The 22,801-nt window shown below is 66.2% G+C and carries 21 protein-coding genes; 12 read left to right on the top strand and 9 right to left on the bottom strand.

Annotated elements, in window-relative coordinates; genetic code table 11:
* Positions 1-6: 6 nt before the first annotated feature.
* The gene (locus RS901_RS24040) at positions 7-693 is read right to left on the bottom strand and encodes a Fe2+-dependent dioxygenase (RefSeq protein WP_316156634.1); all 687 of its coding nucleotides are present in this window, start codon (positions 691-693) and stop codon (positions 7-9) included.
* Between the two features lie 50 nt (positions 694-743).
* Positions 744-2,993 carry a TonB-dependent siderophore receptor gene (locus RS901_RS24045; protein WP_316156635.1) on the bottom strand — a complete coding sequence of 750 codons (2,250 nt, stop codon included), beginning with the start codon at positions 2,991-2,993 and terminating at the stop codon, positions 744-746.
* Between the two features lie 514 nt (positions 2,994-3,507).
* On the opposite strand from RS901_RS24045, the gene RS901_RS24050 reads away from it, so the two are divergent.
* Positions 3,508-3,705 carry a rubredoxin gene (locus tag RS901_RS24050; protein WP_011617624.1) on the top strand — a complete coding sequence of 66 codons (198 nt, stop codon included), beginning with the start codon at positions 3,508-3,510 and terminating at the stop codon, positions 3,703-3,705.
* 39 nt (positions 3,706-3,744) lie between these two features.
* Here RS901_RS24050 and RS901_RS24055 read toward each other — a convergent pair whose 3' ends face one another.
* The 3 genes from RS901_RS24055 to RS901_RS24065 are packed head-to-tail and all read right to left on the bottom strand — an operon-like array spanning position 3,745 to position 7,352.
* Positions 3,745-4,986: a Zn-dependent hydrolase gene (locus RS901_RS24055; RefSeq protein ID WP_316156640.1), complete on the bottom strand. Its 1,242-nt coding sequence runs from the start codon at positions 4,984-4,986 to the stop codon at positions 3,745-3,747.
* On the bottom strand, positions 4,983-6,014 hold the full coding sequence (locus RS901_RS24060) for a histone deacetylase family protein (protein WP_316156642.1): 1,032 nt from the start codon (positions 6,012-6,014) through the stop codon (positions 4,983-4,985). The genes RS901_RS24055 and RS901_RS24060 overlap by 4 nt, the downstream gene beginning before the upstream one ends.
* Positions 6,015-6,041: 27 nt before the next feature.
* Complete coding sequence (locus RS901_RS24065) at positions 6,042-7,352, bottom strand: MFS transporter (protein WP_316156644.1); 1,311 nt, start codon at positions 7,350-7,352, stop codon at positions 6,042-6,044.
* Positions 7,353-7,483: 131 nt separating this feature from the next.
* Between RS901_RS24065 and RS901_RS24070 the strand changes: the two genes are divergently transcribed.
* Entirely contained in the window at positions 7,484-8,500 is a 1,017-nt protein-coding gene (locus tag RS901_RS24070; protein WP_316156646.1) for a LysR family transcriptional regulator, read from the top strand.
* A 55-nt stretch (positions 8,501-8,555) separates the two neighbouring features.
* On the opposite strand, the gene RS901_RS24075 is transcribed toward RS901_RS24070, so the two are convergent.
* Both RS901_RS24075 and RS901_RS24080 read right to left on the bottom strand, forming a co-directional pair.
* Complete coding sequence (locus RS901_RS24075) at positions 8,556-8,720, bottom strand: hypothetical protein (RefSeq protein ID WP_316156648.1); 165 nt, start codon at positions 8,718-8,720, stop codon at positions 8,556-8,558.
* A 49-nt stretch (positions 8,721-8,769) separates the two neighbouring features.
* Positions 8,770-8,949, bottom strand: coding sequence for a hypothetical protein (locus tag RS901_RS24080; RefSeq protein WP_041228702.1), 180 nt, complete (start codon positions 8,947-8,949; stop codon positions 8,770-8,772).
* 283 nt (positions 8,950-9,232) lie between these two features.
* Between RS901_RS24080 and RS901_RS24085 the strand changes: the two genes are divergently transcribed.
* The 7 genes from RS901_RS24085 to RS901_RS24115 all read left to right on the top strand — a co-directional run bounded on the left by RS901_RS24085 (position 9,233) and on the right by RS901_RS24115 (position 16,132).
* Positions 9,233-9,736 (top strand): membrane protein, encoded by a 504-nt coding sequence (locus RS901_RS24085; protein ID WP_041228701.1) that lies wholly within the window; start codon positions 9,233-9,235, stop codon positions 9,734-9,736.
* Between the two features lie 264 nt (positions 9,737-10,000).
* Positions 10,001-11,359 (top strand): cytochrome c oxidase subunit II, encoded by a 1,359-nt coding sequence (locus RS901_RS24090; protein WP_316156666.1) that lies wholly within the window; start codon positions 10,001-10,003, stop codon positions 11,357-11,359.
* A 10-nt stretch (positions 11,360-11,369) separates the two neighbouring features.
* Positions 11,370-13,127, top strand: a complete 1,758-nt coding sequence (ctaD, locus tag RS901_RS24095; RefSeq protein WP_316156667.1) for a cytochrome c oxidase subunit I — start codon at positions 11,370-11,372, stop codon at positions 13,125-13,127.
* Entirely contained in the window at positions 13,124-13,771 is a 648-nt protein-coding gene (locus RS901_RS24100) for a bb3-type cytochrome oxidase subunit III (protein WP_316156668.1), read from the top strand. Before ctaD ends, RS901_RS24100 begins: the two co-directional genes overlap by 4 nt.
* A 20-nt stretch (positions 13,772-13,791) precedes the next feature.
* Positions 13,792-14,499, top strand: coding sequence for a heme-copper oxidase subunit III family protein (locus RS901_RS24105; protein WP_316156669.1), 708 nt, complete (start codon positions 13,792-13,794; stop codon positions 14,497-14,499).
* Positions 14,500-14,507: 8 nt separating this feature from the next.
* Complete coding sequence (locus RS901_RS24110) at positions 14,508-14,891, top strand: cytochrome C oxidase subunit IV family protein (RefSeq protein WP_316156670.1); 384 nt, start codon at positions 14,508-14,510, stop codon at positions 14,889-14,891.
* A gap of 47 nt (positions 14,892-14,938) precedes the next feature.
* Complete coding sequence (locus RS901_RS24115; protein ID WP_316156671.1) at positions 14,939-16,132, top strand: DUF2252 domain-containing protein; 1,194 nt, start codon at positions 14,939-14,941, stop codon at positions 16,130-16,132.
* Positions 16,133-16,216: 84 nt separating this feature from the next.
* Here RS901_RS24115 and RS901_RS24120 read toward each other — a convergent pair whose 3' ends face one another.
* Together RS901_RS24120 and RS901_RS24125 are read right to left on the bottom strand one after the other, a co-directional pair.
* Positions 16,217-17,656: an NAD-dependent succinate-semialdehyde dehydrogenase gene (locus RS901_RS24120; RefSeq protein WP_316156672.1), complete on the bottom strand. Its 1,440-nt coding sequence runs from the start codon at positions 17,654-17,656 to the stop codon at positions 16,217-16,219.
* 122 nt (positions 17,657-17,778) lie between these two features.
* Positions 17,779-18,567 carry an MHYT domain-containing protein gene (locus RS901_RS24125; protein WP_316156673.1) on the bottom strand — a complete coding sequence of 263 codons (789 nt, stop codon included), beginning with the start codon at positions 18,565-18,567 and terminating at the stop codon, positions 17,779-17,781.
* Positions 18,568-18,797: 230 nt separating this feature from the next.
* Here RS901_RS24125 and RS901_RS24130 point away from each other — a divergent pair, with 230 nt between their 5' ends.
* From RS901_RS24130 to RS901_RS24140, 3 genes are all read left to right on the top strand, one after another.
* A complete protein-coding gene (locus RS901_RS24130; protein ID WP_316156674.1) occupies positions 18,798-20,288 on the top strand; it encodes an MATE family efflux transporter in 1,491 nt (496 codons plus the stop codon).
* A gap of 443 nt (positions 20,289-20,731) precedes the next feature.
* On the top strand, positions 20,732-21,193 hold the full coding sequence (locus RS901_RS24135) for a tripartite tricarboxylate transporter TctB family protein (protein ID WP_316156675.1): 462 nt from the start codon (positions 20,732-20,734) through the stop codon (positions 21,191-21,193).
* A gap of 12 nt (positions 21,194-21,205) precedes the next feature.
* Positions 21,206-22,708 carry a tripartite tricarboxylate transporter permease gene (locus RS901_RS24140; RefSeq protein WP_316156676.1) on the top strand — a complete coding sequence of 501 codons (1,503 nt, stop codon included), beginning with the start codon at positions 21,206-21,208 and terminating at the stop codon, positions 22,706-22,708.
* The last annotated feature ends 93 nt before the right edge of the window (positions 22,709-22,801 follow it).

Raw genomic sequence — 22,801 nt, forward strand, 5'->3', positions numbered from 1 at the left:
CCGATCTCACGTTTCGCCCCACTGCCTCAGCAGATTGTGATAGCACCCCACCAGCGTCCTCCGGGCCCCCTCATCGGCGCCGGTCTGGTTCAGGGTCTGGATCGCATTGTCCATATCGAACAACATCGCACGCCGGGCATCGTCCCGGACCAGGCTCTGGATCCAGAAGAAGCTGGCCAGCCGCACGCCGCGCGTGATCGGGGTGACCTGGTGCAGGCTGGTGGCGGGATAGACGACCATGTCGCCGGCCTCCAGCCTGACCGAATGGGCACCGTAGGTGTCCTGCACCTGCAACTCGCCGCCGTCGTAGCTGTCCAGCTCCGACAGGAACAGCGTGGCCGAGATGTCGGTGCGCAGCTTGCGGCCGTCGTACGGATGGATGCGCACGCTGCCGTCCACATGGGCGCCGAAGGTCATCCCTTCGCTGTAGCGGTTGAACATCGGCGGATAAACGATGTTCGGTAGCGCCGCGCTGATAAACAGCGGATTGCGCTCCAGCATCGACAGGATCAGCTGCTGGCACTCCCGCGCCACTTCCGAGCGTTCGTCGATCTGCTGGTTGAACTTGACCGGCGCGCCCGAGTAGCCGGCGGTGACGCGGCCGTCCACCCAGGCATCGCCGGCCTGCTCCAGGCGCTGGCGCAGGGCGCCGACCTGTTCGGCGCTGAGAACTTTGGGGATGACGACTAGCATTGGGCTCCTGGCGCCACGACCGGCGGCGCCAGTTGGCCGCCAGCCGCGGGTTACATCCGGTAGGTGAACGAAAGCATCGCCGTGCGGCCGGTACCGGGTACGGACCGTCCGCCGTCGGACTGAATCAGCGCATCGTAATACTTCTTGTCGAAGATATTGAACAGATTCAGCCGCACATCGTACTTCGGCTGGTGGTAGGCCAGCATGCCGTCCCAGCGCACGAAGCTGCCCACCTGGACGGTGTTGGTGTTGTTGGCAAAGCGTTCCGACATATAGAAGGCACCGCCGCCGATTTCCCAGTTGGGCAGGAAGGCGTAGCTGGTCCAGGCGGTGGCGGTGTGCTTCGGCGTGTTGGTCGGCACCTTGCCGGTGGTGTTGGCGGCAACGCCGTTGACGATCTCGGCATCCAGGTAGGTGTAGCCGGCAAACACCTGCCAGCGGTTGGTGATGCGCCCGGTTGCGCCCGCGCGGAAGCCGTTGACGCGGATCTTGCCGCTCAGCGCATAGGTGGTGGCGTCGATCTGGCTGCGGGCGTTGTCCTTGGTGATCTGGAAGAGTGCCGACGTCAGCGACAGGTCGCCGCCCATCAGGTCCCACTTGCCGCCCACTTCATAGGACTTGTTCTTTTCCGGGTCCAGGCTCTGCTGGCCCACGGTGCCGGTCAGCTGCTCCAGCGACGGGTTGAACGAGGTGCCATACGAGACGTAGTAGGACTGCGCCTCGGTAGGCTGCCAGATGCCGCCCAGGCGCACGCTGGTGAAGTTGACCGTCTGCTCGGCATTGGCCAGTGCGGTGTTGCCCCGGGTGTTGGTCGAGTTGACCAAGTTGCTGATGCTGGCGATGTAGCGGTCGTAGCGCACGCCCGCCACCGCCTTCCATTGCTTGCTGAACTCGATCGAGTCGTTCAGGTAGGCCGCCAGCGTATTGGCCGAACCGCCCTGCAGGTTGCCGGTGCTGGTGGGCACGTTGCCCGGCGAGGCGGTGTAGCCGGGATTGACCAGCGGCTCGCAGGCCACGAACCCGGAGGTGCCAGCCGCGGCGGTGGCGGTGGCAGCGGGGTTCAGCGGCACGCCGTTGCAGCTGCCATTGCGGAAGTAGTTCTGGTTGTTGTAGCCGTCGTGGCCCACCTCGGCCCCGACCAGCAGCGTGTGCTTGACCGGCCCGGTGTTGAAAATCGAGGTCAGTTCGGTCTGGTTGAAGATCGAGTAGTCACGGATCTTGCGGTCATGGCTCTGCAGGCGCACAAAGAGCTGGTCCAGCGGCAGCGTGCTGGTGGTGAGCGGCGTGAAGCCCCTGGCGCTGACCGAGCCAACCGAGTTGGGCGCGGTCTCGCGGGCATCGGTCTCAACGTAGTTGAACTGCGTCTGGTTGCGCAGCCGCAGGTTGGGCGAGAACTTGTGCGTGATGCCGGCGTTGAGCGACGCGATGTCCTGGATGGTGCGGTCGTCGGTGAAGCCGTAGAAGGTATTGCGGTCGACATTGGTCGGATGGCCGTTCAGGTTCGAGAAGCCATAGTCCGGCATGTCACGGTTATGCTGCAGCAGCGCCGACAGCGTGATCTCGGTCGAGGTGCCGATGCCGGTGCGCCACGACGGCGCGATGCCAAAGTCCCGCACCGTCATCTCGTCGCGCGTGCTCGGCTTGCCGTCCTGCGCCATGGCCGAGATGCGGAACGCCGAGGTGTCGCCCGTGGGCGTGTTGTAGTCGGCGGTGGCGCGCACCAGGCCGTTGGTGGTGACCGAGCCGGTTACCTCGGTGGCGGCCTTCAGCGTCGGCTTCTTGCTGACCTGGTTGATCACGCCGCCGGTGGAGCCGCGGCCGAACAGCATCGACGACGGCCCCATCAGCACCTCGACCTGCTCGAGCGCGAAGGTATCGCGATAGTACTGGCCGCGGTCGCGGAAGCCGTCCAGGTAAATGTCGGTCCGCGCCGAGAAGCCGTTCAGGTTGATGTTGTTGCCGATCTGGCCGCCTTCGGCACCGCCGATGGTGATACCCGGCACGTTGCGCAGCGCATCGGCCAGCGAGCTGACGCCCTGCGATTCCATCAGCGCCTTGTTCACCACGGTGACCGACTGCGGCACGTCGCGCAGGTCGGCGGGCAGCTTGCTCAGCGACGCCTTGCCGGCGTTGAAATCGCCGCGGGAGGCCTCGCCGTTGACCACCACTGCCGGCAGCGTGGCGGCCGGCGTTGCCTGCGTGGTGGTGGCGGAAGGTGCGGGAGCTTGCTGGGCGAGGGTGGCGGCGGGCGTGGCGCACAGCGCGAGCAGCGCGGTGGCAATGGGGGTGCGGCGATTCATGGTTATGGTCTTGGTCTACCCCTGCGGTCGGGGCCCAGCCGTCCTGCGCCGCCACGCACGAATATGCCTGGGCCGGTGTTGCGCGAAAGGGGTCAAAATGGGATCTTCCTCTGGGCGAGTCGGAATATAAATGCGAATGATTGTCGTTGCAATTCGCGTTGTGTTGCCGACACAGACAATTCAGGCCCGTGGTCAATGTATGGAGCAATAGTCATTTGCAATATTAAGTGTAGTATTAGTTATTTCTAATAGGTACCAGACGCCTGTGGCGGCGCAAAAACGACCCCCGGCGCAAAACAGCGACCATACATTTGCTCGCAAACCGGAAATAACGACTGAAGAAAATAGGCGGTGGCTTCGGGAAGCACCCGCTCAGGGCGGATTTCCTGATCGTGAACGATTCTCGGGCTGACTGGCCGGCGGCGCACCGCGCGGCGGTGCAGCAAGCAAGGCCACGAAAAACGGTATGATTCGGCCCGGACAATCCGTTCCATAGCCGATTCAGGAGTGTGTTTTGCAGCAGGATCAACTGGAAGCCGCCGTCGCCTACAAGACCTGGGTGTGCGTGATCTGCGGCTGGGTTTACGACGAAGAACAGGGCTGGCCGGAAGACGGCATCGCCCCCGGCACGCGCTGGGAAGACATCCCCGAGGACTGGCGCTGCCCGGAATGCGACGTCGGCAAGGCCGAATTCGCCATGATCGAGCTGTAACCCCGCAGGCACTTCCCTGTCCGGCTGATCCTTCCGGGCTCAGCCCTGGGCTTGCGCCAGCATGGCAGCGAGCAGCACATTGGCGCCCGCCTCGAGATGCTCGGGCCTGGCATCCTCGATCTCGTTGTGGCTGATGCCGTCCTTGCACGGCACGAAGATCATTGCCGTCGGCGCCACCCTGGCCAGGTAGACCGCGTCGTGGCCCGCGCCGGTAACGATGTCGCAATACGTGTAGCCACGCGCCGCGGCCGCCTGCCGGACATGCGCCACAAGCCCGGGCGCGAAGGGCGTCGGCTCGAAGCGCTGGATCGCTTCGACTTCCACCGCCAGCGCGGCACCTGTCGTGCCGCCGCTGGCCAGCGCCGCGCACGCCGCGCGCAGCCTTGCTTCCATCCGGTCAAGCTGGCCGCCATCGAGATGGCGAAGGTCGACGCTGAATTGCACTCGCCCCGGGATGACGTTGCGTGAAGACGGGTGGACATTGACCACCCCGACCGTCCCCCGGCCATCGGGGGCAAAGTCGTTCGCGATCTTCGTCACTTCCTGGAACAGGAACGACGCGCCATGCAGGGCGTCCCGGCGCAGCGGCATGGGGGTGGGGCCGGCATGCGCCTCCATGCCGGTCACCGTGACGTCATACCAGCGCAGGCCAAGGGATCCCGTCACCACGCCGATGACCTTGTCCTCGGCCTCGAGGATCGGGCCTTGCTCGATATGCGCCTCGACGTACGCGCCAACCTTGTGGCCGACCGGCGCGGTGCCCGCATAGCCGATCGCCGCGAGTTCGCCGGCAACGGACTTGCCGGCGTTGTCCGTTGCCGCCAACGCGGTGGCTTCCGGGAAAACGCCGGCGAACACGCCCGATCCCATCATCACCGGCACGAAGCGCGCGCCTTCCTCATTGGTCCAGATCGCCAGTTCCAGCGGCGCCTCGGTGGTCAGGCCGTGGTCATTGAGCGTGCGCATGACTTCCAGCCCGGCCATGACGCCATAGCATCCGTCGAACTTGCCGCCGGTGGGCTGGGTGTCGATATGGCTGCCGGTCGTGACCGGGGCGAGCGCGTCGTTGCGGCCCGCCCGGCGCCCGAAGATATTGCCCACGCGATCGATGCGCACCGTCAGTCCGGCATCGCGCATCCAGCCGGTGACGAGGTCGCGCGCCTGCCCGTCCAGCGCGGTCAGGGCCAGGCGCGCATTGCCGCCCCTGGGCGTGGCGCCGATCTGCGCCAGGTCCATCAGCGTTTGCCACAGGCGTTCGCCATTGATCGTGATTGCGTTCATGCGCCCGCCCCTGACTGTTGGATGCCGCGGAAGAAGGCCTTTGCATTGGCGGCGAGCGAATCGAGGTGATACCCGCCTTCCTGCACGATCAGCGTGGGCCGGCCCAGTGCGGCAACGGCGCGGCCGAGGCGGCCGAAGCCTTCGGTGGACACGTCCACCAGCGACTGCGGATCCTCGCGGTAGATGTCGAAGCCAAGCGACAGCACCAGCGCGTCTGCCTGGAAGCGTTCGATGGCGCCGCGCGCCGTGTCCAGCTTGTCGAAGAAGACTGACTCGGGCGAACGATGCGGCATCGGCAGGTTGAGGTTGTGGCCGGCGCCTGCGCCGCGGCCGTGCTCATCGTCGAAGCCCGCGACCACCGGATAGAAATTGGTAGGGTCGCCGTGGATCGACACGTAGAGCACATCGGCCCGGTCGTAGAAGATCTCCTGGATGCCCTGGCCGTGGTGCATGTCGGTATCGAGGATGGCCACGCGGCCAAAGCGCGCGCGCAGGGCCTGGGCGGCGATCGCGGCATTGTTCAGGTAGCAGAAGCCGCCCGCCGCGTCGCGCCGGGCATGATGGCCAGGCGGCCGGCACAAGGCGTAGGCGCTGCATTCGCCGTCCAGCAGCGCCCGGGCGCCGGCCACCGCGCTCTGCGCCGACCAGTAGGCCGAGCGCCAGGTGTTCAGGCCCACCGGGCAGCTGCCGTCGGCGAGATAGCGCGCGGCCTGCGCCAGCACGCCGCGCAGGGCGTTGGACTCGCGCACGAAGATATTGGACATGACCTCGTCGCCCCAGTCCTCCGGCAGCTCGCGCCAGCTGGCATGGGCGTCCTGCAGGAACTGCAGGTAAGGCTGGTCGTGCACGGCGGCGAGCGGCGCGTGGCCGTGGTCAGCGGGGGCGTGCAGCGCGAAGCCAAGCGCCTCTGCCGCCTGCACCAGGCGCTGCGCCCGCGCGGGCAGCTCCTGCGGCGAGCGCATCTTGCCGCGCGAGTAGTAGCTCTGCGGATGGTGCAGCAATTGCTCGGGATGGAAAAACGTCAGCATGGGGTTTGCAATCTCTGTGGAAAGCCGTCAGGCCTGCGCGGCTTGCGCGGCGGGTTGTGGTTGCTGGCGCTGGCGTGCATCGATGCTGGTGATGCACAGCAGCGACACGCCGGCCAGCAGGGTGTAGAACACCGCCAGCGGCCACCATTGGCCCTGGAAGCGCTGCGCGAGGATGGTCCCCACCAGCGGTGTCAGCCCGCCCGCCACCGCGCCGCAGACCTGGTAGGACAACGAGATCGCCGAGTAGCGCACGCGCGTTTCGAAGACACCGCTGACAAAGCCCGCGATCACCGAATAGAAGCTCGCCATGCACACCACCGCCAGCGCGATGCCGAGCACGATGGCCGGCGCCTGGCGCGTTTGCACCAGCAGGAACATCGGATAGGGAGAAGCCATGGCCAGCAGCGCGGCCAGCTTGAGGAAGCGCGCGCCGCCAAGCTTCTCTGCCAGCCAGGCGGCCAGCGGCTGCGCCAGGAACTGGATGATGGCCACGGCGAACAGGCAGTCGAGGATCAGCGTCCTGGACAGCGACAGGTATTGCGTCGTGTACGCAATCATGAAGGTATTGGTGAAGTACACCCCCGCAATGCCGATGGTATTGGCGCCGATGCACAGCAGCACCGGCACGCGGGCCGTGCGCCAGACCTCGGCAATCGGCAGCCTGGCGGTCTTGCGCTGCGCCTGCACCTGCGCGAACTCGGGCGATTCGTTCACGCCCAGCCGGATCGCCACGCCCACCAGCAGCAGCGCCGCGCTGGCCAGGAATGGCAGGCGCCAGCCCCAGTCCATGAACACGTCATGCTCCATCGACGTCACCGCGCGGAAAGCCAGCAGCGACAGGATCAGGCCGGCCGGGCTGCCGAGCTGCGCGAACGAGGCGAAGAAGGTGCGGCGGCCCGTGGGGGCATGCTCGCCCGCCATCAGCACCGCGCCGCCCCATTCGCCGCCCACGGCGATGCCCTGCACCACGCGCAGCAGCACCAGCAGCACCGGCGCGAAGGCGCCCGCGGTGGCGTAGGTCGGCAGCAGGCCGATGCCGATGGTGGCAACGCCCATCATCATGAGCGTGATCATCAGCGCCTTCTTGCGGCCGATGCGGTCGCCCCAGTGGCCGAACACGATGCCACCGAGCGGACGGGCAAAGAAGCCGACCGCGAAGGTGCCGAATGACGCCAGCGTGCTCAGGAAGGGATCGCCGCCGGGAAAGAACAACGGGCCGAACACCAGCGCGGCGGCGGTGGCGTAGATGTAGAAGTCGTACCACTCGATCATGGTGCCGACAAAGGCGGCCGTGGCGGCGCGCACGGGCTGGCGCGTGCCGGAAGGGGACACTTGCATGGACTGGCTCCTCACTATGTTTGTGCCGCTGCATCAGGGGCAGCTGTGGGAGGAGTTATCGCCCGTTGACAAACATCAGTCAAATTTCTAATATTTATTTTTCATATAATCTGAATTTATATAGTGGCGTGATGGAGCGTTCTGCCCTGGACCGGGCCCTGCTGACCGACCGGCTCGACTGGAACCTGCTGCGCACCTTCCTGACTATCGTCCACGAGCGCAGCCTGAGCCGCGCCGCGGTCCGGCTGCATATCACCCAGCCGGCGGTGAGCCTGGCCTTGCGCCGGCTCGAAGAGCATCTGGGACACACGCTGATCGAGCGGCGCGGCAGCAATTTCCGCCTGACACGGGCCGGCGAAGAGGTGCTGCGCATCGCCACCGATGTCTATGGCAGCGTGGCGCGGCTGGGGGCTGAACTGGCCGAGCAGCAGGATGAAGTCAGCGGCCTGCTGCGGCTCCTGACCGTGAGCCGGATCCATTCCGGCGTCTATGACGAATGCCTGGCCGCCTTCCATCGGCAGCATCCGCGCGTCACGCTGCAGGTGGACGTGATGCGCAGCACCGAGATCGCAGACGCGATCGCACAGAAGGCTGCCGGCGTGGGCCTGAGCCTGTACCGGCAGCCGGGCCGGCAGTCGGGCGACGGGCTTGAGCACATGCTGTTCCTGCGCCAGCGCTACGCCATCTTCTGCGGGCGCCATCACCGGCTGTTCGGGCGCACCGGGCTGGCCATTGCCGACCTGCTGGCCGAGAACTTCGTCTCGTTCAGCAGCGACCAGCTTGGCGACGTGCTGGCGCCACTGGCCGTATTCCGCGACCAGCACGGTTTTTCGGGCCGCATCGTCGCGACCTCGCCCAGCCTCGATGAAATCCGGCGCCTGGTGTTCGCCGGCTATGGCATTGGCTGCCTGCCCGAACATATCGTGGCCGACGATGTCGCCCAGCAACGGCTGTGGCGGCTGCCGCCCGAAGAGGGCGTGGCCGATATCGACATGTACCTGCTGTGGAATCCGGAGCGGCGCCAGACGCCTGCCGAGGCGGCGTTCCTCGAGCACTTCCGGCACTACGTGGCGCGTTATTCGCTGATGGAGCGGCTGGGGGAGTCAGTGAACGCACCGCTGGCGGCGTTGCGCGCGCCGACGGCGTGACGGCCTCTTGCCCGGTTCGCGTACCGGGAAAGGCGCAAGCGGGGTCTTGTTGCTGCTAGCCGTGCCGTCGCAGCGTATGCCGGCACAGCCCCGCGCGTTGCGGTTGTGCAGCGCAGCGCCGGTAGCGCATCCGGTACGGATGGCTGCAGCGCCAGATGGCCCGCAAGACGGTAATGAACAGCAGCGCCGCCATGACGGCAGCGAGCAGGCCGATCGACATAACGGTAACGGCCCTCCTCCCCAAAAACCGTCTGTCCGACCTCTGGGGGTCAGATCAGCAGCGGCAATGCCTCTAGCACCAACACAGCAACCAGTGCGCCGATCAGGGCGCCCATGGTCCGGCAACTGATGCGCAGGAATTTGGCTGTCACCGGGATCGAACCCATGGCGATCACGCCTACCAGCGCCATCGGAATCAGGAATACAAGATCATGCGCGGTGAAGTGCATGGTGGTCTCCTGTCTCTCTTTTGTGATTCCAGTATAGGCAGTGTGTGCCCGATGCACGGCTGCTTGCATCGGGATTGTCCCGAACCCGGGCGATGCGGATGCCACCCAGGTATCGATGCGCGCACATAGGGCCGTTCACGCGTTGCGCTGCGTACGCATGCCCCACGTTTTTCGCCATGCGAACCCCGAAGCGCGAAACACGTGTCCTATGCTGATCAGAGACGCGGGGCCCCGTTCCCATTCCAGTCCAATGCCCCGCAGACCGAGAGAGACGGAGGTGGCTATGGAACTTCACATGCAATCGCACCACTACGTGCGGCGGCAGCCGGACTGGACCGCGGCAGCGGTCTCGGGGCTGGCGGCCGGGGCGTTGCTGCTGGTGCTGGAGCTGTTCTGGTCGTCGATGGTGTCAGGCGTGAACCCGTGGGTAGCCACGCGCATGATCGCCGGGATCCTGATGGGCCAGAGCGTGCTGCAGAGCGCAACGTTCACCGTCGGCACCGTGGCCGCGGCGCTGGTGATCCATTTCGTGCTGGGTGCCGTGCTGGGCATGATCCTGGCGGCCATCATCGCGCCATTCACGCTGGATTCGAGCCTGGGCATGGCAATGCTGGCGGGCGCCGTGTTTGGCCTGGTGGTGTACTTCTTCAATTTCTATGTGATGACGCGGGCCTTCCACTGGTTTGTCGAGGTGCGCGGGTGGCATACGTTTATCGGGCACCTGATTTTCGGGATGGCCGCGGCGGCGTGCTACTGGAAGCTGGAGAGCAAGGACGTATCGCACTGACAATCGCATCGGGGCAGGGCGCGGTGAGCGCCCGCACATGACGGTTGCATTGCGCGCGCCAGCCTCTGGGCGGATACGCGCGCAAGGCCTGCGGCGGCCGGAACCAAGGGTTCCCGCCGCCGCTTTTTCCCGCGCTGCGCGCTTGTGCAGTGCGGCACCAATGCAATGGCATGTCGCCTTGCAGTGACCTGACGGCATGCACTAGTCTTATGTCTACCTGCGTGACTTGCGCATCCCTCGCCGCGCGCGAGGAGGAGGGTGGATATGGCGTTGGCCATCGCACTCGTAGTCATGGTCGTCGCTTCGGTGCTCTTCCATTTCCTGAGCCCGTGGTGGGCGACCCCGCTGGCGTCCAACTGGAAGCAGATGGACGACACGCTGACCATTACCCTGGTCATCACCGGCATTTTCTTCATCGGCATCAACCTGTTTGTCGGCTACATCGTCTGGCGCTACCGGCATGAGGCGCCGCATCCCAATGGCGGCACCGGCCACCGCGCGTCCTACCACCCGGAGAACGGCAAGCTTGAGCTGTGGCTGATCGGCGGCACCACGCTGGGCGTGGTGGCATTGCTGGCGCCGGGCCTGTTCGTCTACGCCGACTACGTGCGCCCGCCGCGCGACGCGATGGTGATGGAAGTGGTGGGGCAGCAGTGGTCCTGGGCCTTCCGCTTTCCCGGCAAGAGCGGCCAGCTGGGTGCGTCCGATCCGCGCTTTGTCACCGGCGCGAATCCGCTCGGGCTGGACCCCGACGATCCGCGCGGCCTGGACAATATCGTGATCGTCGGCCCGGAGGTGCACCTGCCGCTGAACAAGCCGGTCAAGGTGCTGTTGCGCTCCAAGGACGTGCTGCATGACTTCTATGTGCCGCCGTTCCGCGCGCGCATGAACATGGTGCCGGGCATGGTGACGTCGTTCTGGTTCACGCCGACGCAGACGGGCCGCTTCGACGTCCTGTGCGCGCAGCTGTGCGGCGTGGGGCACTACAACATGCGCGGCACGGTGGTGGTGGAAGAACCGGCTGCGTACGAGGCATGGCTGGCGAAGCAGCAGACCTTTGCCATGACGCTGGCGAAGGCCGCGGCACCGCCGGCGGCAATGGCCGCTGCCGCACCCGGCGCAGCGGGCGACGCCGGCACCGTCGAGAAAGGCCGCGCGCTGGCGCAGAGCAAGGGCTGCGTCGGCTGCCACAGCATCGACGGCAATCCGGGCGTGGGGCCGACCTGGAAGGGCCTGTACGGCAAGACCGAGACCTTTGCCGACGGCAGCAGCGCCAAGGTGGACGATGCCTTCCTGCACAAGGAGATCACCGACCCGCATGCGCGCCTGGTCAAAGGCTTCGGGCCGGTGATGCCGAAGTTGCCGATGAGCGAGGACGAAGTCGCTGCGCTGACCGCCTATATCAAGTCGGCCGGCAGCGGCGCGGCCGAGGCGGGAACCGTTGCGCCGGTCGCTCCCGCGGACGTGCCCGCCGGCCCCGCGGCCGCGACCAGCGCCGCCACCACGGCAACCGCTGGCTCTGGCGCGCCCGCTGCCACGCCCGGGGCCGCGTCCGGCACCTATACGACTTCGACGGCCGTGGCCGTGCCGCCCTCGGCGGCGCCCGCGCCCGCCAGGAAGTGAGGAGACCCGCATGGCTTACGCCGACGATGCCGCCCATCACGCGCCGCAGAGCTTCTGGACCCGCTATGTCTGGAGCCAGGACCACAAGGTGATCGCCGTGCAGTACACCATCGTGGCGATCGTGGTGGGGCTGGTGGGCGTGGCGCTGTCCAACCTGATGCGCATGCAGCTGGGTTTCCCTGGCCGCTTTGAATTCATCGACGCCAACCGCTACTACCAGTTCGTCACCATGCACGGCATGATCATGGTGATCTACCTGCTGACCGCGCTGTTCCTGGGCGGCTTCGGCAACTACCTGATCCCGCTGATGGTGGGGGCGCGCGACATGGTGTTCCCCTTCCTCAACATGCTCAGCTTCTGGGTCTACCTGCTGTCGGTGATCGTGCTGCTGACCAGCTTCTTCGTGCCCGGCGGACCCACCGGCGCGGGCTGGACGCTGTATCCGCCGCAGGCCATCCTGCCCGGCACGCCAGGCTATGAGTGGGGCATCATCCTGATGCTGGTGTCGCTGGCGATCTTTATCGTCGCGGCCACCATGGGCGGCCTGAACTATGTCACCACGGTACTGCAGGCGCGCACCGAGGGCATGACGCTGCTACGCATGCCGCTGTCGGTGTGGGGCATCTTCATGGCCACCATCCTGGCGCTGCTGGCGTTCCCGGCGCTGTTCGTGTCGGCGGTGATGATGCTGCTGGACAGGACGCTGGGCACCAGCTTCTTTATGCCCGCGATGGTGTCGATGGGCCAGCAGCTGCAATACAAGGGCGGGAGCCCGCTGCTGTTCCAGCACCTGTTCTGGTTCTTCGGTCACCCCGAGGTGTATATCGTCGCGCTGCCGGCCTTCGGCATCGTCTCGGACCTGGTCAGCGTGCATTCGCGCAAGAGCATCTTCGGCTACCGCACCATGGTGTGGGCGATCCTGGCGATCGGGGTGCTGTCGGTGGTGGTGTGGGCACACCATATGTTCGTCAGCGGCATGAACCCATACTTCGGCTTCTTCTTTGCCACCACCACGCTGATCATCGCCATTCCCACCGCGATCAAGGTCTACAACTGGGTCATCACGCTGTGGCGTGGCGATATCCATTTCACCGTGCCGATGCTGTTTGCCATCGCCTTTATCAGCACCTTCGTCATCGGCGGGCTGACCGGGCTGTTCCTGGGCAATGTCAGCGTGGATATCCCGCTATCCAACACCTACTTCGTGGTGGCGCATTTCCACATGGTGATGGGCGTGTCGCCAATCCTGGTGGTGTTCGGGGGCATCTACCACTGGTACCCGAAGGTGACGGGCAGGATGCTGGACGACAACATGGGCCGCATCCATTTCTGGGTCACCTTCGTCGGCACCTACGCCATCTTCTTCCCGATGCACTACCTGGGTGTGCTGGGCATGCCGCGCCGCTACTACGCCTATGAAAACTACGCCTTCATCCCGGAATCGGCGCATGTGATGAACATGTACATCTCGGTGGCCGCCTTTATCGTCGCCACGGCGCAGCTGCTCTTTGTCGTCAACCTGGTGTGGAGCCTGTGGCATGGCCGCAAGGCCGACGCCAACCCGTGGCGCGCCGCCTCGCTGGAATGGCAGACGCCGCAGACGCCGCCCGCGCACGGCAACTGGGGGCCGCACCTGCCGGTGGTGTACCGCTGGGCCTATGCCTACAGCGTGCCGGGCGCGCGCGAGGACTTTATCGCGCAGAACGCGCCGCCGGAAGAGGGCGGGGCCGAGCCTGAACCGCATGCCAGCCGCGGAGCCGTCGCATGAACGCCGAAGCCCTGTACAAGGTCAGCCGCGACGATTTCGGCGGCAATCCGTCCGACGAGAATGCCGCCAACCACCGGCCGCGCGGGCGCGCCCCCGCAAGCATCGGCCTGTGGGTGTTCATGGGCGTGGTGACCTCGCTGTTTGCGCTGTTCCTGACCGCCTATGCGCTGCGCATGGACAGCCCGGACTGGCACCGCATCGGGCTGCCGTGGCAGGTGTGGCTGTCCACCGCGCTGCTGGGCGCGGGCAGCGTGGCGATGGCGGTGGCGTCGCGGGCGGCGCGCAGCGGCGACATGGCTGCGGCCAGGCGGGCGCTGCGCCTGGGCGGGCTGGGCGCGGCCGGCTTCGTCGCCTCGCAGCTGTGGGCCTGGCAGGCGCTGGGCGCGATGCAGGTGATGCCTGCCGGCAACCCGGCCGGCAGCTTCTTCTACCTGCTGACCGCGATGCACGGCCTGCACGTGCTGGGCGGCCTGGCCGGCTGGGGCTTTGCCATGTCGTCACGCGGCAGCGGCGAGGCCGCGGTGCTGCGCATGCGGCTGTGCGCGCGCTACTGGCATTTCCTGCTGGCGGTATGGGTGGTGCTGCTCGCCGCGCTGGGGTGGCTCACGCCCGAACTGGTGCGCTATATCTGCGGCACGGCCTAGCAGCAAGAAGGAGGACCGGGATGTCAACACAACTGTCTTCACCATCGGCCACACCCGCCGTGACGCCCCCGCCCCCGCTGGGCGGCGTGCGCGGCCTGCTGGCAGACTGGTCGTCGGACCAGCAGGCCTTCAAGGTGTCGTGGGGCAAGGCCATGATGTGGATCTTCCTGCTGTCCGATACCTTTATCTTCAGCTGTTTCCTGACCGGCTACATGACCGTGCGCATGTCGACCACGGTGCCGTGGCCCAATCCCAGCGAGGTGTTCGCACTGCACGTGGGCGGCGCTGACATCCCGTTGCTGCTGATCGCCATCATGACCTTCGTGCTGATCAGCAGCAGCGGCACCATGGCGATGGCGGTCAACTTTGCCTACCGGCGCGCGCGCCGCGAGTGCGCGCTGTTGATGTTGGTGACCGCGCTGTTCGGCGTGATGTTCGTCGGCATGCAGGCCTTCGAATGGACCAAGCTGATCGTGGACGAGGGCGTGCGCCCGTGGACCAACCCGATGGGGGCGGCGCAGTTCGGCTCGACCTTCTTCATGATCACGGGCTTCCACGGCCTGCATGTGTCGTGCGGCGTGGTGTACCTGCTGATCGTGGCCACGCGCGTGCTGCGCGGGCGCTACGAGGCCACCGGCAACTACCAGATCGTGGAGATCGCCGGCCTGTACTGGCACTTCGTCGACCTGGTCTGGGTGTTTATCTTTGCATTGTTCTATCTCTGGTGAGGGCGGCCATGGCATCGAATCCGGCAACTCCCGCAACCCCGGTGACGCCAGCGCACGGCTCCGGCCAGGATGCCGGCCATGCCGCGCACTCCGGCCAGCAGCATCCCATCGGGCTGTACCTGAAGATCTGGGCGCTGCTGTTCGTGCTGTCGACGCTGTCGTACCTGGTCGATTATTTCCATGTCACCGGCTACCTGCGCTGGACGCTGATCCTGGTGTTCATGGGGCTGAAGGCGGGGCTGATCGTGGCAGTGTTCATGCATATGGCATGGGAGCGCATGGCGCTGATCTGCGCCATCCTGGTACCGCCGATGTGCCTGCTGGTGCTGGTCTGGCTGATGGCGGAAGAAGCCAATCACACTTTCCTCACGCGCGGCCTGTTCTTCCGCTGACCGGCTGCGCCGCTGCCGGATGTCAACGCTGAACGGAAGCCGAGCCCATGCATGCCGCCACGGAAGCCATCCTCACCTTCAACCACGGCCGCGATCCCGAGCGGCTGACCCGCAAGCTTGCGGCGATCGCCGCGGACCCGTTTGCCTTTTTTCGCGGCACCAACCACCTCTATGCCGCATCGCTGCGCGATGATGCGGCAATGCGCGATGCGCCCATCACCTACGTCTGCGGCGATCTGCACCTGGAGAACTTCGGCAGCTTCAAGGGCGACAACGGGCTGGTCTATTTCGACCTGAACGACTTTGACGATGCCCTGGTCGCGCCGCTTACGGTGGATGTGGTCCGGATGCTGTCGAGCGTGCTGGTGGCCGCCGGCCAGCTGGGCCTTTCCGAGGCCGGCGCCATGCGCGCCTGCGAGGCCATGCTGTCCACCTATGCCGCGGTGCTGCAGACAGGCAAGCCTCGCTGGCTCGAGCGTGCCACGGCGGTCGGCATGGTGGCCACCCTGCTGCGCCGGGTCAAGGGCCGCAGGCGCGGCGCACTGCTGGCCGAGCTCACCACGCTGCGCAAGGGCAAACGGCGCCTGGTATGCAACGGCCGCCATGCGCTGCCGGCGGACAAGCCGGCCCGTGAGAGCGCTCGCGCGATCCTTGCGACCTACTCGAAGCAGGGCCATCATGGCCACCGCCTGGCCCTCGACGATGCCGCGCGGCGCGTGGCGGGCATTGGCAGCCTCGGGCTGGAACGCTATATGGTGCTGGCGCGGGACGAACTGAGCGGCATGCAGCGCCTGGTCGACATCAAGCGCGCCGCGCCGAGTCCATGGCAGGACCTGCCCAGCCTGTCCCTGCCACCCTGGGGCAGCGATGCAAGGCGGGTGGCGGCCGTGCAGCAAATCATGCAGGCGGCTTCGCCGGCGCTGCTGTCGGCTGTCGACATGGGCAAGGCCTCCTACCTGGTAAAGAGCCTGCAGCCGACCGCCGACCGCGTCGACCTGGCGCATTGCAGCAACTTTGCAGCGCTACGCGAGTTGCTGGGCACCATGGCCCATGCCGCGGCGTGGGCGCATCTGCGTGGCTGCGGGCACCAGGCCGCGGACCGGATCGAGCAGCTGCAGGCGTTTGCCGGCGGCACCCGCTGGCGCACCGGCGTCCTGCGGCTGGCACGGCATGGCTGCGCGGTGTCGGTGGCGCAGTGGAAAGCCTATGCGGACGATTACCGCAAGGCGCGGGGAGGGTGAGCGGGGGCCGAACGGGGGCGAAGGCTGCGCGCGCCGTTCACGCTTGCGTGAACGGCGCCAGCGTCAGCGCCAACGTCAGGATGGTCAGGCCTGGGTGATGAACTTGGTCACCAGGTAGCCGTCGAAGGTCTCCTGGCCGCCTTCGCTGCCGATGCCTGAATCCTTGATGCCGCCGAACGGGGTCTCGGCCAGCGCCATGCCGAAGTGGTTGATATTGACCATGCCGGCTTCCAGGCCATTGGACACTTCGGTCGCGGTCTTCAGCGAGTTGGTGAACACATACGACGCCAGGCCAAAGGGCAGGCTGTTGGCGCGGCGCAGCACCTCGGCCGTGTCCTTGAAGCGCGTCACCGGCGCCACCGGGCCGAACGGCTCGTCGGTCATCAGGCGCGAGTCGTCGGGCAGGTCGGTGACCACGGTGGGCGCGAAGAAGTAGCCCTTGTTGTTGCCGATGCTGCCCAGGCGCGAGCCGCCGGCCACCACCTTGCCGCCGCGCTGGCTGGCATCGTCCAGGAACTGCTCCATCGACAGCACGCGGCGCTCATGCGCAAGCGGCCCCATCTGGGTGCCGTCTTCGAGGCCGTTGCCCACCTTGATCGAGCCGATCACCTCGGTAAAGCGCGCCAGGAAGCGGTCATAGGCTTTCTCCTGGACGTAGAAGCGCGTCGGCGACACGCAAACCTGGCCGGCATTGCGCAGCTTGAAGCGCGCCAGCATCTCGGCGGCAGGGTCGATGTCGGCGTCGTCGAACACCAGCACCGGCGAATGGCCGCCCAGCTCCATGGTCACGCGCTTCATATGCGCGCCGGCCAGCGCCGCCAGCTGCTTGCCCACCGGCACCGAGCCGGTGAACGAAATCTTGCGCACGATCGGCGATTCGATCAGGTAGGTCGAGACCTCGCTGGGCACGCCCCAGACGATGTTGAGCACGCCCGGGGGCAGGCCGGCATCATGGAACAGCTGCGCCAGCGCCACCACCGCGCTGGGCGAGTCTTCCGGGCCCTTCAGGATCAGCGTGCAGCCGGCACCGAGCGCCGACACGATCTTGCGGATGGCCTGGTTGAACGGGAAGTTCCACGGCGTGAAAGCGGCGCACACGCCGATCGGCTCGCGCACCACGATCTGGCGCACATTGGGCTGGCGCGGCGGGATCACACGGCCATAGATGCGGCGGCATTCCTCGGCGTGCCAGTCGGCGTGCTCGGCACAGACCATCACTTCGCCGACGGCCTCGGCCAGCGGCTTGCCCTGGTCCAGCGTGATATTGCGGCCGATCTCCCTGGCGCGCTCGCGGGTGAGCTCGCCCACGCGGCGCAGGATCCTGGCGCGCTCCAGCGGCGAGGTCTTCTTCCAGGTTTCAAAGGCGCGCTGCGCGGCGGCCAGCGCGCGGTCCAGGTCGGCGCGGCTGGCATGCGGCAGCTTGCCCAGCACTTCCTGCGTGGCCGGGTTGATGACATCCTGCTCGCGCCGGTCGCCTCCCTTGATGAATTCCCCGTCGATATAGAGGGCGAGATCCTGGTACATGCGTGTTCTCCTGGTGGGCGGTGAAACCGCAAGCTTAACCCGGCAGCCGCGTTCATGCAGCGCGCCGGGTGCGTTCCCGGGAGGAATGTGCGGGAATGTCCCCGCGGCCGGTTCAGCCGATATCAGGCGGTATCGCGCGTCCGTGCCACGGGCAGGACTTCAGCCCCGGTGCGGGTGGCTTCCACCACCAGGATCACGAGCAGCGTGATCAGCGTCAGGGCGAACACCGCATAGCCGATGCTGTCGCCCTCGATGGCGAACAGGCTGGGCGCGTAGGTCGGGCTGGTGCAGATCATCGTTCCTGCCGACATGCCGGTGTAGTGCATGCCGCAGACGGCAACGCCCATGACCACCGCCGCTGCCAGCTGCTTGCCGCGGGTCTTCACCGTGGTGGCCAGCCACAGCGCCACCACCGACACCACCACCGCGATCACCACCGACAGCCCGATGATGGCCAGGTCCCAGTCGAAGCGGGTGTTGGAGCGGATCGCGGCCATGCCGGTGTAGTGCATCGCCACGACGCCCAGCCCGGTCAGCACGCCGCCCTTGACCACGTTGTCGGTACGGCTGCCGCGCGGGCGCGAGGCGATCGCCAGCCCGGCGCCGGCCAGCACCATCACGACGACCAGTGAAGCCAGCGTCATGAACAGCCCGAACTCGCGGTGCGTCGGGGTCTGGTAGGCCACCATGCCGATGAAATGCATCGACCAGACCGCGCCGCCGCCCAGCGCCACGCTGGCGCACAACAGCCGGTCCACATCCAGGCGGCCGTCGGGCATGCGCACGCGCCGCGACCAGCGCAGGCCCACGTAGGCGCCGCAGACAGAGATCAGGAACGACAGGCCCACCATCGGCCAGTCATAGGCAAACGGCACCAGGGCGCCGGAAACAGGCTGGAAACCGACAAACATGACCCCACCTCCTCGTTTTGACTGCGACTGAAGGGCGCACGCGCATGCCGGGCATACCTTCCGGCAGCCGGCCTGGGACGCGGTGGTCCCGCGCCGAGTATGCAGGGGGCCGCAACCGGAGGGGAATAACTCATTCAGGTAAAAAGCGCGGTGCCGGGGCCGGCTGTGTGTCCTTGTAGCCGCCTCCGGGCAGGAATAGACTGGGCGGATTTCCCCATGCGCAACGCCTCATGAAGCCAGACGCCAGACTGACCACCGGCCCGATCGGCCGCACCCTGCTGCTGTTCTCGCTGCCGGTGCTCGGCAGCAATATCCTGCAGTCGCTGAACGCCTCGATCAACTCGGTCTGGGTCGGCCGCTTCCTGGGCGAGGCCGCGCTGACGGCAACCTCCAACGCCAACATCATCCTGTTCTTCCTGCTGGGCGTGGTGTTCGGCATCAGCATGGCCAACACCATCATGATCGGGCAGGCCGTGGGTGCGCGCGACCTGGACGAGGCGCGCCGCGTGGTCGGCACCAGCACCACCTTCTTTGTCGGGCTGTCGGTGCTGGCCTCGGCGCTGGGCTATTTCTATACGCCGGCCATCCTGGCGGCGATGCACACGCCGGAAGACGCCGCGCCGCTGGCGGTGAGCTACCTGCGCATCATCTTCCTGGCGCTGCCGTTCATGTACTTCTACAACTTCGTGATGATGACGCTGCGCGGCGCGGGCGATTCGCGCACGCCGTTCTGGTTCATGCTGTTGTCGGTGGTGCTGGACGTGGTGCTCAACCCGGTACTGATCTTCGGCATGGGCCCGGTCCCGCCGCTGGGCATCGCGGGCTCGGCGCTGGCCACGCTGATCGCGCAGCTGCTGAGCCTGGCGGCGATGATGGTGCTGCTGTACCGGCGCCGCCATTTCCTGCTGCTGCACCGTGGCCAGCTTGCGCTGCTGCGGCCCGATCCGGCAATCCTGCGGGCGCTGGTGGTCAAGGGCTTGCCGATGGGCCTGCAGATGGTGGTGATCTCGTCGTCGGCGATCGTGATGATGGCGCTGGTCAATGCCTATGGCTCGCAGACCACCGCCGCCTACGGCGTGGCCTCGCAGTTGTGGACCTATGTGCAGATGCCCGCGCTGGCGGCAGGCGCGAGCGTGTCGTCGATGGTGGCGCAGAACGTCGGCGCCGGGCTGTGGCAGCGGGTGTCGCGCATCACGCGCGTGGGCCTGCTGATCAATGTGGTGATGACGGGTGCGCTGGTCGCGCTGATCTATCTGTTCAACCGGCATTCGCTGGGGCTGTTCCTGGGCACCGACGGCGTGGCCATCGGCATCGCGCAGCATATCAATGTGGTGGTGCTGTGGTCGTTCATCCTGTTTGGCTTCACCATCGTCATCTTCGGCACGGTGCGCGCCACCGGCGCGGTGATGGCACCGCTGGTGATCCTGTTCCTGTCGATGTGGGTGATCCGGCTGCCGTTCGCGTGGGTGCTGGGCCCGCGCATCGGCGCCGAGGCGGTCTGGTGGAGCTTTCCGCTGGGCTCGGTGGTGTCGCTGGTGCTGGCGGCCAGCTACTACCGCTTCGGCAACTGGCGCCGCAGCCATATCCTGCCCACCGTGCCGCACCCGGCGCAAGCCCTGGGGCAGGCGCCCGATACCAGCATGGGAACGCCCTGCGAAGACGCGGGCGAGGTGGTCGAGGAGACCGCTTCGGCAACGCCCGAGCCCGAAGGCGTGCGCTGACCTGCAGCGGCCTGTCATCGTGTCGCCGGCTTTGAAAGCCATTCGAAAGACCGGTGTGTCATCGTGTCATCGCTGGCACTCCCTCCCAGCGCACGCGTCGCCTGCCCAGCCAGAGCAGGTGCGCGTGTTTCCGGCCGCGCCTTGCCTTGTCGCAAGCGCGCGCGCCGTCTTGTTCGTCTGACATTCCCGCCGACTTCACTCCGGATTCTTCAACAACAAATACATCACGTCGTGATGTATTTGTTCGTGTGCATCGACTGAATTTGCCTTGTTTTCAAGGGGTATCGGTGAATACCCCTAAACCAAGACAAATGAAAGGCACCTGAAAGATCACGTCTCTAAGGTTCGGGTCAACCGTCGGGGAGCATGCCTTGTGCATGCCTTGCCGCCCGAGCCAGTGCGTCCCCCGGCACGGCATATCGTGAACTTTGAGGAGAATCGTTTTGCGCATACGCAGCCAAAAGGACTTTGCCTCCGGCCTGATGTTCGTTCTGGTCGGTCTGGGCTTTTCCTGGGTCGCTCGCGGCTATTCCATGGGAACGGCCGCGAAGATGGGACCCGGATATTTTCCATTCCTGCTGGGACTGGTGTTGGCCTTGCTCGGGGCGGTGGTGCTGCTGTCCTCGCTGTCGTCCAAGGGTGAGGAAGACCATCTCGCCCGCTGGGACCTGAAGACGCTGCTGTGGATCCTCGGTTCGGTGGTGCTGTTCGGCCTGCTGCTCAAGCCGCTGGGCATGGTGCTGTCGGTGTTCGTGCTGGTGCTGGTGTCGTCGATGGCCAGCCATGAATTCAGCTGGAAGGGTGCGCTGCTCAACGCCGTGGTGCTGGTGCTGATCAGCCTTGGCGCATTCGTCTACGGCATCAACCTGCAGATGCCGGTGTGGCCGGCCTTTATCACCGGTTAAGGAGCGCCGACCATGGAATTGATTGATCACCTTGCGCTGGGCTTTTCCACGGCCTTGTCGCTGCAGAACCTGGCCTACGCCTTCCTGGGCTGCGTGCTGGGTACCCTGATCGGCGTGCTGCCGGGCCTGGGGCCGCTGGCCACCATCGCCATGCTGCTGCCGGTGACCTACACGCTGCCGCCGGTGGCCGCGCTGATCATGCTGGCCGGCATCTACTACGGCGCCCAGTACGGTGGCTCGACCACCGCCATCCTGGTGAACCTGCCTGGTGAATCGTCCTCGGTGGTGACAACCATCGATGGCTACCAGATGGCGCGCCGAGGGCGAGCGGGCGTGGCACTTGCCACCGCCGGTCTCGGCTCGTTCTTCGCCGGCTGCGTGGCGACGCTGATCCTGGCCGCCTTTGCCACGCCGCTGTCGGAACTGGCGTTCAAGTTCGGCCCTTCCGAATACTTCTCGCTGATGGTGCTGGGCCTGATCGGCGCCGTGGTGCTGGCTTCCGGCTCGCTGCCGAAGGCCGTGTCCATGATCGTGCTGGGCCTGCTGATGGGGCTGATCGGCACCGACGTGAACTCGGGCGCCGCGCGCTTCTCGTTCGACGTGCCGGAACTGACCGACGGCATCGACTTCGTGGCGCTGGCCATGGGCATGTTCGGCTTCGCGGAAATCATCGCGAACCTGGAGCAGAAGGAGGCCCGTGAGACGTTCACCGATAGCGTGACGAACCTGTGGCCGACCAGGAAAGACTTCAAGCGCATGATCCCGGCCGTGCTGCGCGGCACGTTCCTGGGCTCGGCCCTGGGCATCCTGCCGGGCGGCGGCGCGGCGCTGGCTTCGTTCGCGGCCTACTCGCTGGAAAAGAAGACCTCGAAGTACGCGCATGAATTCGGCAAGGGTGCGATCGAAGGCGTGGCCGGTCCGGAGTCGGCCAACAACGCCGCGGCGCAGACCTCCTTCATCCCGCTGCTGACGCTGGGCATTCCGCCCAACGCGGTGATGGCGCTGATGGTCGGTGCCATGACCATCCACAACATCCAGCCCGGCCCGCAGGTGATGACCAGCAACCCGGCGCTGTTCTGGGGCCTGATCGCCTCGATGTGGATCGGCAACCTGATGCTGATCATCCTGAACCTGCCGATGATCGGCGTGTGGGTGAAGCTGCTGACCGTGCCGTACCGCTTCCTGTACCCGGCGATCCTGGTGTTCTGCGGCATTGGCGTGTACTCGGTCAACAACCAGACCTTCGACGTGTTCATGGCCGCGGGCTTCGGCATCATCGGCTACCTGTTCCTGAAGCTGCGCTGCGAACCGGCACCGCTGCTGCTGGGCTTCGTGCTGGGGCCGATGATGGAAGAGAACTTCCGCCGCTCGCTGCTGCTGTCGCGCGGTGACTTCAGCGTGTTCGTGACGCGCCCGCTGTCGCTGGGCCTGCTGATCGCAGCCGCTGCCCTGGTTGCAGTGGTGGCCCTGCCGTCCATCAAGGCCAAGCGCGAAGAAGCGTTCCAGGAAGAATAGCGCCACGCGCGCTCCCCGGAATGGCGCCGGCCTGGTTCATGCCGACCGGCGCACGCAACGCAAGCAAACGGGGTGCCTTCGCGCACCCCGTTT

The sequence above is a fragment of the Cupriavidus sp. BIC8F genome (genome assembly GCF_032465815.1).
Taxonomy (GTDB): domain Bacteria; phylum Pseudomonadota; class Gammaproteobacteria; order Burkholderiales; family Burkholderiaceae; genus Cupriavidus; species Cupriavidus necator.